Annotated in this window: 13 protein-coding genes; 8 read left to right on the forward strand and 5 right to left on the reverse strand. The window is 72.7% G+C overall.

Going from position 1 to position 12766, the window contains the following annotated elements:
* Positions 1-17: 17 nt before the first annotated feature.
* Positions 18-311, forward strand: coding sequence for a YiaA/YiaB family inner membrane protein (locus ACNYS0_RS31675; protein ID WP_385759380.1), 294 nt, complete (start codon positions 18-20; stop codon positions 309-311).
* On the opposite strand, the gene ACNYS0_RS31680 is transcribed toward ACNYS0_RS31675, so the two are convergent.
* Both ACNYS0_RS31680 and ACNYS0_RS31685 read right to left on the reverse strand, forming a co-directional pair.
* Entirely contained in the window at positions 295-1656 is a 1362-nt protein-coding gene (locus tag ACNYS0_RS31680; protein WP_422478434.1) for a M20 family metallopeptidase, read from the reverse strand. The two genes, ACNYS0_RS31675 and ACNYS0_RS31680, sit on opposite strands and share 17 nt — an antisense overlap.
* Positions 1653-3029, reverse strand: a complete 1377-nt coding sequence (locus ACNYS0_RS31685) for an MFS transporter (RefSeq protein WP_422478436.1) — start codon at positions 3027-3029, stop codon at positions 1653-1655. The genes ACNYS0_RS31680 and ACNYS0_RS31685 overlap by 4 nt, the downstream gene beginning before the upstream one ends.
* A 256-nt stretch (positions 3030-3285) precedes the next feature.
* On the opposite strand from ACNYS0_RS31685, the gene ACNYS0_RS31690 reads away from it, so the two are divergent.
* From ACNYS0_RS31690 to ACNYS0_RS31700, 3 genes are all read left to right on the forward strand, one after another.
* Positions 3286-4089: a FadR/GntR family transcriptional regulator gene (locus ACNYS0_RS31690; protein ID WP_422478438.1), complete on the forward strand. Its 804-nt coding sequence runs from the start codon at positions 3286-3288 to the stop codon at positions 4087-4089.
* Between the two features lie 159 nt (positions 4090-4248).
* Positions 4249-5607: a pyridoxal phosphate-dependent decarboxylase family protein gene (locus ACNYS0_RS31695; protein ID WP_422478440.1), complete on the forward strand. Its 1359-nt coding sequence runs from the start codon at positions 4249-4251 to the stop codon at positions 5605-5607.
* A gap of 95 nt (positions 5608-5702) precedes the next feature.
* Positions 5703-6338, forward strand: a complete 636-nt coding sequence (locus tag ACNYS0_RS31700; protein ID WP_422430136.1) for a TetR/AcrR family transcriptional regulator — start codon at positions 5703-5705, stop codon at positions 6336-6338.
* A gap of 7 nt (positions 6339-6345) precedes the next feature.
* On the opposite strand, the gene ACNYS0_RS31705 is transcribed toward ACNYS0_RS31700, so the two are convergent.
* Positions 6346-6807 (reverse strand): MaoC family dehydratase, encoded by a 462-nt coding sequence (locus ACNYS0_RS31705; RefSeq protein ID WP_422478442.1) that lies wholly within the window; start codon positions 6805-6807, stop codon positions 6346-6348.
* Between the two features lie 92 nt (positions 6808-6899).
* Between ACNYS0_RS31705 and soxR the strand changes: the two genes are divergently transcribed.
* On the forward strand, positions 6900-7373 hold the full coding sequence (soxR, locus tag ACNYS0_RS31710) for a redox-sensitive transcriptional activator SoxR (protein WP_422406323.1): 474 nt from the start codon (positions 6900-6902) through the stop codon (positions 7371-7373).
* On the opposite strand, the gene ACNYS0_RS31715 is transcribed toward soxR, so the two are convergent.
* Both ACNYS0_RS31715 and ACNYS0_RS31720 read right to left on the reverse strand, forming a co-directional pair.
* A complete protein-coding gene (locus tag ACNYS0_RS31715; RefSeq protein WP_422478444.1) occupies positions 7324-8637 on the reverse strand; it encodes a uracil-xanthine permease family protein in 1314 nt (437 codons plus the stop codon). The two genes, soxR and ACNYS0_RS31715, sit on opposite strands and share 50 nt — an antisense overlap.
* 23 nt (positions 8638-8660) lie before the next feature.
* Positions 8661-9779: an arylsulfotransferase family protein gene (locus ACNYS0_RS31720; RefSeq protein WP_422478446.1), complete on the reverse strand. Its 1119-nt coding sequence runs from the start codon at positions 9777-9779 to the stop codon at positions 8661-8663.
* A 132-nt stretch (positions 9780-9911) separates the two neighbouring features.
* Here ACNYS0_RS31720 and ACNYS0_RS31725 point away from each other — a divergent pair, with 132 nt between their 5' ends.
* From ACNYS0_RS31725 to ACNYS0_RS31735, 3 genes are all read left to right on the forward strand, one after another.
* Positions 9912-10424 (forward strand): helix-turn-helix domain-containing protein, encoded by a 513-nt coding sequence (locus ACNYS0_RS31725; RefSeq protein ID WP_422406320.1) that lies wholly within the window; start codon positions 9912-9914, stop codon positions 10422-10424.
* Positions 10425-10502: 78 nt separating this feature from the next.
* Entirely contained in the window at positions 10503-11009 is a 507-nt protein-coding gene (locus ACNYS0_RS31730; RefSeq protein WP_422478448.1) for a hypothetical protein, read from the forward strand.
* Positions 11010-11096: 87 nt separating this feature from the next.
* On the forward strand, positions 11097-12740 hold the full coding sequence (locus ACNYS0_RS31735; protein WP_422478450.1) for an immunity 49 family protein: 1644 nt from the start codon (positions 11097-11099) through the stop codon (positions 12738-12740).
* The last annotated feature ends 26 nt before the right edge of the window (positions 12741-12766 follow it).

Consider the following 12766-nt stretch of genomic DNA (forward strand, 5'->3'; position numbering starts at 1 on the left):
GCCCGATGCTGTACGGCATGAGCAGTGAGACTCCGGTCAAGCAGCAGAACACGGTCGCCTTCTACGGACAGGCCGTCGCATCGTTCGTCGTCGCTCTCGCAGCGACGGCCATCGGCATCTACAGCCTCGACGTCAGCGGCTGGATCCGCGCGTTCCTGGCGATCGCCGTCCTGTACCTCACGACCTCGGCCTTCACGCTGGCCAAGGTGATCCGGGACCGCCAGGAGGCGGGTCAGATCGTGAGCCGGGTCGACCAGGCCCGCCTGGAGAAGATCCTGGCGGACCACGACCCGTTCAAGCCGGTGGTGTGACGGCGGCCGCCGTCGGGGCGGACAGCAGTTTCGGGACGTCCAGTGCGCCGCCCGCGGCCGTGAACTCCCTTTCCACCGCTGCCCGCAGGGCGCCGTCCGACAGATGGTCGGCGGCCGTGCGGGCGAGGGCGGCCGCGCCGTCGAGGACCGCCCGGTCGGCCTCCGCGCCCCGCGCGCACGCCGCGAAGTCGGCGGTGTGCAGGGCCGTTCCGGCCGGGGCGACGGACAGCATGGGGTGGATGGCCGGGAGGCGGACGCTGACATTGCCCAGGTCCGTGGAGCCGAGCGCGGAGTCCGGCGCGGCGCTGCCGGGCAGCACCGTGCGGCCCCGGCCCGTCAGGTGCTGGGCGAACCGCGCCGCGAGGACGCCGTTGTGCCGGACCGGGACGCAGGGCGGGCAGTCGTCCCAGCGGGTGGCGACGGCCGTGCCGGTCATCGCCGCGGCGCCCTCGAAGATCCGCTGGACCCGGTCGGACAGCTCCGCGAGGCCCTCCACGGTGGCGGCCCGCAGATAGAAGTGGGCCGCCGCGTTCTCGGGCACGACGTTGGGGCGCGAGCCGCCGTCGGTGATCACGCCGTGCACGCGGTCGTCCGGAAGGATGTGCTGGCGCAGCGCGGCGACCCCCTGGTAGGCGGCGACCACCGCGTCCAGCGCGTTGCGGCCCATGAACGGTGCGGCGGAGGCGTGGGCGGCGAGCCCCGTGTACTCGACGACCACCTCGCGCAGGCCCAGGAAGGGCGCGTCGGACAGGTCGGGCCCGGACGAGGGATGGATCATCACGGCGGCGTCGATCCCGTCGAACGCCCCGGCGCGGGCCAGGAGTTCCTTGCCGGTGCCGTTCTCCTCGGCCGGGGTGCCGAGCAGCACCGCCGTGCCGCCGGTCCGTTCCAGTACGGGCACCAGGGCGAGGAAGGCGCCGACGGCCGCGGCGCAGATGATGTGGTGGCCGCAGCCGTGCCCGATGCCGGGCAGCGCGTCGTACTCGGCAAGGACCGCCACGGCGGGACCGCCGCCCGGACCGGCCGAGGCCCGCAGCGCCGTGGGCAGTCCGTGCACCCCGGTCCGTGCCGTGACGCCGTGGGTCCGCAGCAGTTCGGCGACGCGCGCGACGGCGCGGTGCTCCTCGAAGCCCGGCTCGGGGTCCGCGTGCAGGGCGCGGGCGAGCCCGAGCAGCTCCCCGCCGAGGTCCTCGACCGCGGCGTCGATCCGTGCGTGCACCCCGGGATCCGCCCCCGCGTACGGGGAGGACCAGTCGGGGGCCGTGGCCGCGGCGCCGGCCGCCCGCCGCTCCAGATGGGCCCGCCCTGCGGCGCTCGCGGCGGGACGGGCTGTGGCGTCGGTCATCGGATCTCCTGCGGCACGGTGTCGGAGGCGGACGGGGCGGAGTCCGGCGCGGTCATGCGCCGGTGGAGGGCGACGCAGCCGATGCTGACCAGCGCCATCACGATGAACAGGACCGCGACGGGGGTCCAGGAGGCGCCCGCGGAACCGGCCAGCCACTGGGCCAGTGGCGGGATCGCGCCGCCGCCGATCAGGCCGGCGATCTGGTACCCGAGCGAGAGCCCCGTGTAGCGCACGCGCGGCGGGAACCACTCGGTGATCATCGTGCCGACGGTCGCGTACGCGATGGTGCTGGCGAGCATGCCGAGCCCCATGCCCGCCCACAGGCCCACGACGCTGTGCGAGCCGGCGAGCCAGAACATCGGGAACGCCACGACCAGATGGGCCGCCATCCCGACGAGGGTGACGCGCCGGACGCCGAACCGGTCGCCGAGCAGCGCGGTGAGCGGAGTGAAGACGATCACGACGACGGAGGCGAACATGCCCGCGGCCGAGGTCTGGGCATCGGTGAAGCCCAGGTGGGACACGGCGTAGGCGGACATGAACGTGACGATCACGTAGAAGCCGCCGATGGTGACGAGGAAGGCGCCCGTGGCCAGCAGCCACGTGCGCCAGGAGCCGCGCGCCACGTCGAGGAGCGGCAGCCTGGCGGCGACGCCGCCCTCCTCCCGCTCCGCGCGCAGCGCCTCCTTGATCTCGGGCGACTCCTCGAGGCGGCTGCGGATGACGAGGCCGGTGAGCACGAGCACGCTCGACAGCAGGAAGGGGATGCGCCAGGTCCACGCGAGCAGCGCCTCGTGGCCCGGCAGCGAGGCCAGCGTGAAGACGCCGGTGGCGAGGAAGAAGCCGATCCCGTCGCCGATCTGCGGGAACGAGCCGTACAGGGCCTTGCGGTGCGGCGGCGCGTTCTCCACCGCGTAGAGGACGGCGCCGCCCCACTCCCCGCCGACCGCGAGCGACTGGAGGACGCGGATGACGAGCAGCAGCGCCGGGGCGAGCGCGCCGGCCACCGCGTAACTGGGCAGCACGCCGATCAGGAACGTCGACACACCCATGAGGAGCAGCGAGCCGATGAGGGCGTGCTTGCGGCCGTAGCGGTCGCCGATGTGGCCGAAGAGGATCGCGCCGAGCGGCCGTCCCAGGGAGCCCACGGCCAGCGTGGCGAACGAGCTGAGCAGCCCGAGCGCGGGGCTCATCTCGGGGAAGAACAGCTTGGGGAAGACAAGGGCGGCCGCGGTGCTGTAGATGCCGAAGTCGTACCACTCGACGCTGGTGCCGATCAGGGTGGCGGTGGCGATGCTCAGCGGGCTGCGCCGGGCCTCGGTCGCGGGTGGGGCTTCCGCGTCCGTGGCCGGTCGGGCGGGGGGAGTCGTCATGGGCCGGGCTCCTTCTGAGGACAGGAGGGCAGGAGGGCAGGACGGCGGGCCCGTGGGGGAGCGCGGGGGCGGGGACGGCCGACCGGGGGACAAGGGCCAAGGAGTATGGGTTCGAGTGGACCCATAAAGTGGTATCGGGACGCTACGAGCGGGGGAGAAGCCCTGTCAATAGGGTTCGCAGCGAATCCAATAGGGTTTCGGGACGGGCGAGTTCGCGTCCGGGACACCGACCGCGACGGGACGACCGGGAGGACGCGTGGTGAAGGCGGGAGCCGGGAGCGGGGCCGACGGTGCGGGCGCTGCGGGGCGCGGGGCCGATCCGCTGGAGCGGCCGGGGCAGCGCAGGCCCTCGCGCGACATGGTCACCGAGATCCTGCGCAAGCGCATCGCCCTCGGGGGCTTCGCTCCCGGCAGCAGACTGCCCGCCGAGCGCGAGCTCGCCGCGTCCCTCGGTGTCGGGCGCAACACCGTCCGCCAGGCGGTGCGCAGGCTCGCCGAGGAAGGTCTTGTGGTCACCACGCTCGGCCGCTCCGGCGGGACCCGGGTGCGCCCCGCTCCGCCGGTCGAGGGCGAACGGGCCGCGGTGGCCGCCGACTTCAGGGCCACCATCCGCGACTACATGGAGTACCGGACGGCGGTCGAACCCTTCGCGGCCGGGCTCGCGGCGCGCCGCGGCTCCACCGCCGACCGGCGGGCGCTCGTGCGGATGCTCGACGAGGAGGTCGCCGACCTGGCCGCCTACCACCAGGTCGACTCGCGCTTCCATCTGGCGGTCGCCGCCGCGGCGGGCAACGAGGTGCTCGGCGAGGCGGTGGAGCGGGCCCGCGCCGAGATGTTCGTGCGCGGCAACGCGCTCTGGCTGGACTGCGACTGGACCCTCGTCTACCCGCCGGAGCGGGACCTCTCGCGGGTGTTCAGCGAGGAGCACCGGGCCATCGCGCTCGCCGTCCTGGCCGGTGACGCGGAGACCGCGGAGGCCCGGATGCGCGAGCACCTGGAGGACTCGGGCCGGCAGTTCCTCGCGCTGCTCGACCACTTCGAGGAGAGCGGCGCGAACTGACGGGGTGGGCGGCCCCCGGGGCCGAACTCGTTGACCAGGGGCCCGGGTTCTGGTTAGCCTCCGAAATGGGTCCGGACGAATCCAAATAAGGAGCCGTGCCCACCGGGATCCCCTGACGCCCCGGGACTCCCTGGCCCCCGCCCCTGGAGGTACGGCACCTTGCACAGCCATGACGAAGCCCTCGCCCGCACGGTCCTCGACCACGTCGAGGACCGGCTGCGCCTCGACCCGGCGCCGCTCGGCAGGCTCGGCGACGCGGCCGAGCTCGACGTCGCACTCAAGGGCGCGCTGGGCAGTGGCCCGGCCGCCCCCGGCGACGTGCTGCGGCTGTTCTCCGAGCACATAGAGCCGACCGTCGTCTCCTGCGACAGCCCGAGTTTCCTCTCGTTCATCCCCGGCGCCCCGACCAAGGCGGCCGCCCTCTTCGACATGGTGCTGTCCGCCTCCTCGCTGCACGGCGTCTCCTGGCTCGAGGCGTCCGGAGCCGTCGCCGCCGAGAACCAGGTGCTGCGGCTGCTCGCCGAGCTGGCGGGCCTGCCGGGCGGCGCGGGCGGCTGCTTCGTCAGCGGCGGGTCGGCGGGCAACCTGTCCGGGCTCCTGGTGGCCAGGGACACCGCCCGGACCTCCGACGGCCGACCCGTGGAGCGGCCCCGGATCGCGGTCAGCGACCAGGCCCACTCCTCGATCGGCAGCACGTTGCGGATCATGGGCGTCGGTGCGCTCGTGATGCCCACCGACGACCACCGGCTGACCGGGGACGCGGTGCGCGCCGCGCTGGCGGCCGACGGCGATCCCGAGAGCGTCGTCGCGGTCGTCGCGACCGCGGGCACCACCAACGCCGGCATCGTCGACGACCTCGCGGGCATCGCCGACGCGGCCCGCGACCACGGCCTGTGGTTCCACGTCGACGCGGCCTACGGTGGCGGCGCCCTGTTCTCGCCCCGGCTGCGCGAGCGGTTCGCCGGCATCGAGCACGCCGACTCCCTCGTCATCGACCCGCACAAGTGGCTGTTCACGCCGTTCGACTGCGGCGCCCTGCTGTACCGCGACCCGGCTCTGGCCCGCGCCGTCCACACCCAGGACGCGTCCTACCTGGACTGCATCCACACCGACGCCCCGCAGGAGTGGAACCCGAGCGACTACGCGTACCACCTCACGCGCCGCCCCCGCGGCCTTCCGCTCTGGTTCTCGCTCGCGGTGCACGGGACGGAGGCCTACCGGGAGGCCGTCGAGGCCGGGCACCGGCTCGCGGTGGAGAGCGCCGCGCTGATCCGCGCCACCGACGGCCTGGAACTGCTGCGCGAGCCCGAGCTCTCGGTGGTGCTGCTGCGCCGCACGGGCTGGGGGCCGCGGGACTACGACGCCTGGTCGCGGCGGCTCCTGGAGCGGCAGATCGCCTTCGTGGTGCCGACGGTGTGGGAGGGCGAGACGGTGGCCCGCCTCGCCTTCCTCCACCCGGACCTCGGCCTGGACACGGCGCGTACGATCCTGGCCGACATGGTGGCGGACTCCGAGTGAGTCGCGACGGGTTCCCGGAAACCGGACCCTAAGCGCTCGCTCACCCCGGAGGGTAGGGTGTGGCACCGGACCCACGGGAGGATGTGAGTGCAGCGATGACGCAGGACGAGCGCGGTATCGACGAGGCCGCGGACGAGATGCCGTGGGTCGACGTCACGCCCGACGCGGCCCGGCGGCTGCTCGTCGCGGCGGTGCAGGCGTTCGCCGAGCGCGGCTACCACGCGACCACGACCCGCGACATCGCGAGCCGCGCCGGGATGAGCCCGGCCGCGCTCTACATCCACTACAAGACCAAGGAAGAGCTGCTCCTCAAGATCAGCCGGATCGGCCACGACAAGGCCCTGGCGATCCTGCGCCGGGCGGTCGAGAGCGAGGGCACGGCCGCCGAGCGCCTTGCGGAGGCCGTCCGCACCTTCGTCCGCTGGCACGCGGGGCACCACATGACCGCGCGCGTCGTCCAGTACGAGCTGGACTCGCTGGGCGAGGAGAACCGGCCGGAGATCGTGGCACTGCGCCGGCAGAGCGACGCCTCCGTGCGGGAGATCATCAACGACGGTGTGAAGGCGGGCGAGTTCGACGTCCCCGACGTGCCGGGCACCACGGTCGCGGTGCTCTCGCTCTGCATCGACGTGGCCCGCTGGTTCAACGCGGAGGGCAAGCGGACACCCGACGAGGTCGGCGCGCTCTACGCCGACCTCGTGCTGCGCATGGTGGGTGCGCCCAGGCGGTAGCCGGGACTCAGAGGTAGTAGCGGGACACCGACTCCGCGACGCACACCGGCTTGTCGCCGCCCTCGCGCTCGACGCTGAACGCCACGGTCACCTGCACGCCGCCGGTCACGTCCGCCACGTCCGTGACCTTGGCGGTGGCGCGAAGGCGCGAGCCCACCGGGACGGGGGCGGGGAAGCGCACCTTGTTCGTCCCGTAGTTGACGCCCATCTTCATGCCCTCGACCTTCATCAGCTGCGGGCCGAAGAGGGGCAGCAGCGACAGGGTGAGGTAGCCGTGCGCGATGGTCGTCTTGAAGGGGCCCTCCTTCGCGCGCTCCGGGTCGACGTGGATCCACTGGTGGTCGCCCGTGGCGTCGGCGAACTTGTCGATGCGGCTCTGCTCGATCTCGACCCAGTCGCTGTACCCGAGCTGCTCGCCCACGGCGCCCTTCAGGTCGTCGACGTCCTTGAAAACGCGCGGCTCCGCCATGTTCAGTGACCTCCCAGGAGACTTGTCTAAGCGCTTGCTCAGACCACTCGGCACTCTAACAACGCGAGGCCGCGCCGACTAGGCTCGGCCGGGTGCCACAGATTCCGGAGAAGATCCACGAGCTCACCGTCGGCCAGGTGTCGGCGCGCAGCGGGGCCGCCGTCTCGGCGCTGCACTTCTACGAGTCCAAGGGTCTGATCACCAGCACCCGCACCTCCGGCAACCAGCGCCGCTACTGCCGCGACACCCTGCGGCGCGTCGCCTTCATCCGGGCCGCGCAGCGCGTCGGGATCCCGCTCGCCACGATCCGGGACGCCCTCGCGGAACTCCCCGAGGAGCGCACCCCGAACCGGGACGACTGGGCGCGCCTCTCGGAGGTCTGGCGGTCCGAACTGGACGAGCGGATCAAGCAGTTGGGCCGGCTGCGGGACCACCTCACCGACTGCATCGGCTGCGGGTGCCTGTCCCTGGAGACCTGCGTCCTGTCCAACCCGGACGACGTCTTCGGCGAGCGCCTCACGGGCTCCCGTCTGATGGGGGAGCGCCGGGAGCGTCCGGCTTCGTAGGCGCGAGCCTCGGTCCGAGGGCGCGGAAGACGGCGCTGAGCACCACCGCCGCGATGGCTCCGGCCGCGACCCCGCTGCCGAACAGCGTGCGGGCCCACGTCGGCAGCTCCGCGTACATCTCAGGGGACACGATCGGCAGCATGCCGATCACGAGCGCGAGCGCGATGACGACGCTGTCGGTCCCGTGCGAGAGGTCCGTACGGGAGAGCATGCCGAAGCCCATGACCGCGATCACCGCGTAGATGACGAGACCCGCGGCGCCCACGACCGGTTCCGGGATCGCCGCCAGGACGCGGGTCAGCGGCGTGATCAGGCCGCACACGATCAGCAGCACACCGGCCGCCGCCGTCACGAACCGGCTGCGGACGCGCGTGAGCTGGACGATGCCGATGTTCTCGGCGCTGGTCACCATCAGCGACGTGCCGAAGACGCCGGAGAACAGCGAGACGAGCGCGTCGGCGCGGGCGATGCGCGGCACGTCGCGGCCCGCGTCGGGGCTGCGGCCGACGGCCTCGCTGTTGAGGACGGTCTGCCCGGTGGCCTCGGCGAGCGAGGCGAGCGCGAAGACGAGCAGCGGGATGGCGGCCAGCAGGTCGAAGTGCGGGGCGCCGTACGGGAAGGGGTCGGGCAGCGCGAATGTGCCGCCGTGCGCCACCTCGATGTCGGTGCCCATGAGCGCGGCGATCACCGTGCCGCAGACCAGGCCGAGCAGCACCGCCATCTGCCGCCACACACCGCGCAGGACGAGGAAGAACACCGCGATCACGCCGAGCGTCGCGAAGCCGAGGCCGGGCCCCGAGGCGACCATCGGCGCGGTCACCTTGATCATGTTGATGCCGATGAGGACGACCGTCGTGCCCATGACCAGGGGCGGGAACAGCCGGACCAGGCGCCCGTAGAACGGGAGCACGCAGAGCAGGAAAGCGGCCGCGACCAGGACGGAGCCCGAGGCCGTCGCCGGGCCGTACTCCTGCGCGATCTGAAGGAAGATCGCCACCGCGGCGCCGCCCGGCAGCATCAGGAACGGCAGCCGGGCGCCGACCCGCAGCGCCACCACCCCGAGCGACTGAAGCAGCGCGCCCACGCCGCACAGCACGAGGGTCGCGCTGAGCAGCGAGGCGGTCTGCGTCGTCGACAGCTTCAGCGTCGTCGCGATGAGGATGACGGAGGAGACGGGCGCTGCCACGCCCGCCAGCAGGTGCTGGCAGGCGAGGGGGACGAGGCGCTTGAGGGGCAGGCGCTCGTCGACCGGTGCTGTGCTCATGTCGGGATGTGCGTCCGTGGCGGTCACCGGTTCAGCCACGGCAGCTCGGCCGCGCTGTAACGGTAGGAGCGGAACACCGCGTTGGGCTCCGAGGGGAACAGCTTGCGGACTTCTTCCTCGGAGTAGCCGCCGAAGAACGGGACGATGTACTCCCAGCACAGATAGCCGTCCTCGGTCACCTCGAAGAGGCGGCCCGCGGGGGAGTCGGTGATCAGGGTGTTGCCGTTCGGGAGGCGCTGGGCGCTGCCCATGAACGGCGCGAAGAAGGACTCGCGCGCCGGGTCGTGGTACTCCCACGCGATCTTGCCGCTGGACCGCTCGATCTCGATGACGCGACTGAACGGCACGTCCCAGTGCGGCCGAAAGACGCCGTTGTCGAAGACGAGGAAGTTCCCGTTCGCCAGCTCGGTCGGGCAGTGCTGCTGGGACACCACGCCCGGCTCGGAGCGCCAGATGATGTCACCCGTCGCGCGCTCGATGACGACGACGGCCGACACGGAGCGGAAGCTTGCGAGGATGTTCCCGTCGGCTAGCGGCAGCACGCTGTTGATCAGCGGGTAGTGCTCGCGGGCGTAGTCCGGGTGGAGCGGGAAGTCCTCGCGGCCGAGGCGCTCGGAGACCTTCCACTCCCAGGTGGTGTTCCCCTCGGCGTCGACCTCGACGATCGTGTCCGCCCAGATCTTGCCGTCGACGGCCTCCGAGCCCGGTACGCCGCCGCGCACGGCCGCCGCGGCGTCCCCGGTCAGCGGCTCCAGCGCGGTGTAGAGGATCCGGCCGTCGCCGTAGTGGTGCGCGTCGTGGTGCTGGAGCGGGTCGCGGTGTTCGCGCACGACCGTGCCGTCCGGGGTGATCTCCTGCATGAGGCCGCCGCGGTACTTGTGCCACATGGGGAAGAGGGCCGGCTCGTCGGGCAGCACGCCGTTGTAGGCGAGGTTCCCGTTCTCCAGGATCCGCGCGTGCCGTCCCGGGCGGTTCGGCAGGTTCCACTGGTGGACGACCTCGCCGTGCAGGTCGATCAGGTACACCTCGCCGGTGCCGGTCAGCGGGGCGAAGAGCGTGTAGCCGCCGAACGCCGCGTCCTCGTCGAGGGCGAGGAGTCCGGTGCCGCGGCGGCGGCGCTGGTTCTGGTCCACACGAGCCATGGAGGCCCTCCATCCAGTGGTGACGTCGGCTGGCGACGCGAGTGGTTAACTTTTTTAAGTACTGGTTAAGTAGTTAACCACGACGGTAGGCTGCGGGGAACAGGGGCCGAGGCGAAAGGGCGTTACAAGTTCATGAACGTGGGACCGGGCATTCGACGCAGGCGCCGCGGCCTGGAGCTGACGCTCGCCGAGGTGGCCCGCCGCGCCGGGGTCTCCGTCCCGTTCCTCAGCCAGGTGGAGAACGGGCGCTCGCGCCCCAGCATGAGTTCGTTGCAGCGCATCGCCGACGCCCTCGACACCACCGCCGTCGAACTCCTCGCGTCCGCCGAGCCGCCCCGCCCGGTCGACGTGGTGCGTGCGGCGGAGAAGCCCGCGATGGCCGACGGCGCGCGCCCGCTCGTCCGCGGTGAACAGCGGCTGCACGCCCTGGAGTTCACCGGTGACCACGACTGGGACCGGGTCTTCCGGCACGCGGGGGACGAGGTCATGTACGTCGCCGACGGCTCGATCGAGACCGAGGTGGACGACACCCACTACGTCCTGGAGCGCGGCGACACGCTGTACTGCGCCGCCGGACTCGCCCACCGCTGGCGCCCGTTGGAGCCGGGCACGCGGGTCCTCGTCGTGGGCGTCGCCGCACAGTAGTCCGTCACACCCCTTGTCGACACCGGCACTTGGCGCGACCATGCGTCGCACGAGTCGCGACGGGGGAGGCCGAACGGCATGGCAGTGGCGATCACTTCACTCAAGTACGAGTCCGACCGCTCGGGCCCGCAATCGCTGGTCTACGACGACGACGGCTACCACCTGGTGCGCTTCCCGTACGCGGGCGCCGAGGAGTCCTACGACCCGTGGGCCATGCACGACCCGGCGGGCGGCGGCGGCTCGTCGAGGTATCCGGACGCCCGCTCGGGTCTCATCTGGCCGAGCCACGACGGCTGGGGCACGCTGTCGGCGCTGGTCTTCTGGGGCGCGGACACCCGCGCGAGCGAGTACCGGGCCCGCTTCGTGCGCGACCCGCTGGGCACCGGCTACGACTCCACCGCCACGACCGACATCTCGCCCACGGGCGGCGGGCAGTTCCGCTCGTACACCTGGCAGATGTTCGTGCATCCCGGCACCCCGGTCGGCTTCAAGGTCTCCGCACGCTCCGGCGACACCCCGCTGAAGGTGCCGATCACGCTGGCCGAGTTCAAACTGGCGATCCAGACGGACGTCCTCACCCCGTGACGGAGTCCGGTGGGCCGCCGCTCCGGTTCGGGCCGGTCTTCCGGATTGGCCCGCTTCGGGTGCCCCACGCCTCGTAGAGTCGCCACCGTGATTGAGAACGAGGCTCCGGATTCGCACCTGCCCATGCTCGCGACACCGCGGGCCGAGCGGCTCAGGGCGCTCGTCGCCGAGTGCGTGCGGGCGCGATACGGGGCGGATTCGGGCTTCGCCCTGGTCGGCGACGCGGTCAAGCGCGACGGTCACCTCTTCCCGCTGGCGAACCTCGCGCGGCGGTGCGAAGAGGCGGCGGAGGACGACTGGCCCGCGCTCGTCGACGCGCACTTCGCGGCGCTCGCGGACGCCTCACAAGGCGGCGAGGACGCCGGGGAACTGCTGGCGGGGACGTGTCTGCGGCTCGTGCCGGCGGACGCCGTCGGCCCGGCGGCGCCGCTGGACACGCGCGAGGTCGCCGAAGGGCTGCGCCTCGTGCTCGCGCTCGACGGGCCCGACTCCGTACGCCTGTTGACCGAGGAGGACGTGGCGCGGGCCGGAGCGGACGAGCTGTGGGCCGCCGCGCGGCGCGCGCTGACCCGGGCGCCGATGCGGCACGAGGAGGTGCGGCTCGACGGTCACCCCGTCCTCTACTCCGTGTACGGCGACGCGCACTCGGTTGCGACGAAGGCCGTCGTGCTCCCCGAGGTCGTCGCGGAGGTCACCGGGCGGCGGATGCCGGACGCGGGCGCCCTCGTCGCCGTGCCCACCCGGCACCTGCTCGCCTTCCACCCGATCGTCGACGGCGGCGCGGCCGATGCCCTGGGCGACCTCGCCACGTACGCCGTCCGGGCCCACGGCGAAGGGCCGGGACCGCTCTCGCCCCGCGTCTACTGGTGGCACGACGGACGCCTCACCTCGCTCACCGACATCGACGACGAGGCCCGCACCGTCGCACAGCGGCCGCCGCGCGAACTCCTCGACGTGATGCGGGCGCTGAGCGCGCTCGACCGGGCGGGACGGCTCGCCTCCGCCGGGCCGCCCGCGCCCGAAGCCGAGAAGGAGCCCTTCGCCGCCGCGCTCGCCGACGCCCTCGCGCACGCGGAGGCCGACCCCGACGCCGCCCGCGTCGAGACGTGGGACGCCTGGCTCGCGGCGCAGCGGCACGGATGCGCCCTGTTCGCCGACGGCAAGGGCAGTGAACTCCCGGCTGATAGCGGGGAGTTGGCGGCGGTCGGCGACGCCGCCCGCGCCTGGCTCGACGCCTTCTACCTCACCCTCGTCACCCGCGACCGCGAGCGCACCACACGCCTGTGCCAGGTGCCGCTCGACTCGCTGCGCGGCGGTGCGCCCGTCGACGACTACGTGCCGCACTGGATCGACGTCCTTCAGAGCCACTGGCTGCGCCGCCCCGTCGACGACGTCGTGGACCTGCTCGTCACCACGATCAAGGCCTCGCACCCGGACACCGCGACCCTCGCGCCGAAGGACTTCCTCAACCTCGTCGACTATCAGCCCGTCGCGCTGTTCCACCGGCTGCTCACGCACGACCACGAGGCCTTCGGCGAGGCGCTCGCGGAATCCCTTGTGCAGCACGCCGGTTACTGGGGCGAGTCGGCCGCGCCGCGTGCCCGCGTGGCGCTCGGCCCGCTCGCGCTCGCGTGCCTCGCGTACGACATGGACTTCCCGGTCCGCACCGACCTGCCGTACCTGCCCAGGTACCTGCTCAACCGGCAGCGCCTGGAAGGCACGTCGAACTAGATCGGGGGGTGCGCCGGAGTCGGGGC

Origin of the sequence: Streptomyces anthophorae (genome assembly GCF_049310305.1) — a bacterium.
Lineage (GTDB): Bacteria > Actinomycetota > Actinomycetes > Streptomycetales > Streptomycetaceae > Streptomyces.

Coding starts and splice junctions, on each gene's coding strand:
- ACNYS0_RS31675 (WP_385759380.1), top strand. CDS start 18: ATGAGCAGTGAGACTCCGGTCAAGCAGCAGAACACGGTCGCCTTCTAC.
- ACNYS0_RS31730 (WP_422478448.1), top strand. CDS start 10,503: ATGGCAGTGGCGATCACTTCACTCAAGTACGAGTCCGACCGCTCGGGC.
- ACNYS0_RS31700 (WP_422430136.1), top strand. CDS start 5,703: ATGACGCAGGACGAGCGCGGTATCGACGAGGCCGCGGACGAGATGCCG.
- ACNYS0_RS31705 (WP_422478442.1), bottom strand. CDS start 6,807: ATGGCGGAGCCGCGCGTTTTCAAGGACGTCGACGACCTGAAGGGCGCC.
- ACNYS0_RS31685 (WP_422478436.1), bottom strand. CDS start 3,029: ATGACGACTCCCCCCGCCCGACCGGCCACGGACGCGGAAGCCCCACCC.
- ACNYS0_RS31680 (WP_422478434.1), bottom strand. CDS start 1,656: ATGACCGACGCCACAGCCCGTCCCGCCGCGAGCGCCGCAGGGCGGGCC.
- ACNYS0_RS31720 (WP_422478446.1), bottom strand. CDS start 9,779: ATGGCTCGTGTGGACCAGAACCAGCGCCGCCGCCGCGGCACCGGACTC.
- ACNYS0_RS31725 (WP_422406320.1), top strand. CDS start 9,912: ATGAACGTGGGACCGGGCATTCGACGCAGGCGCCGCGGCCTGGAGCTG.
- ACNYS0_RS31715 (WP_422478444.1), bottom strand. CDS start 8,637: ATGAGCACAGCACCGGTCGACGAGCGCCTGCCCCTCAAGCGCCTCGTC.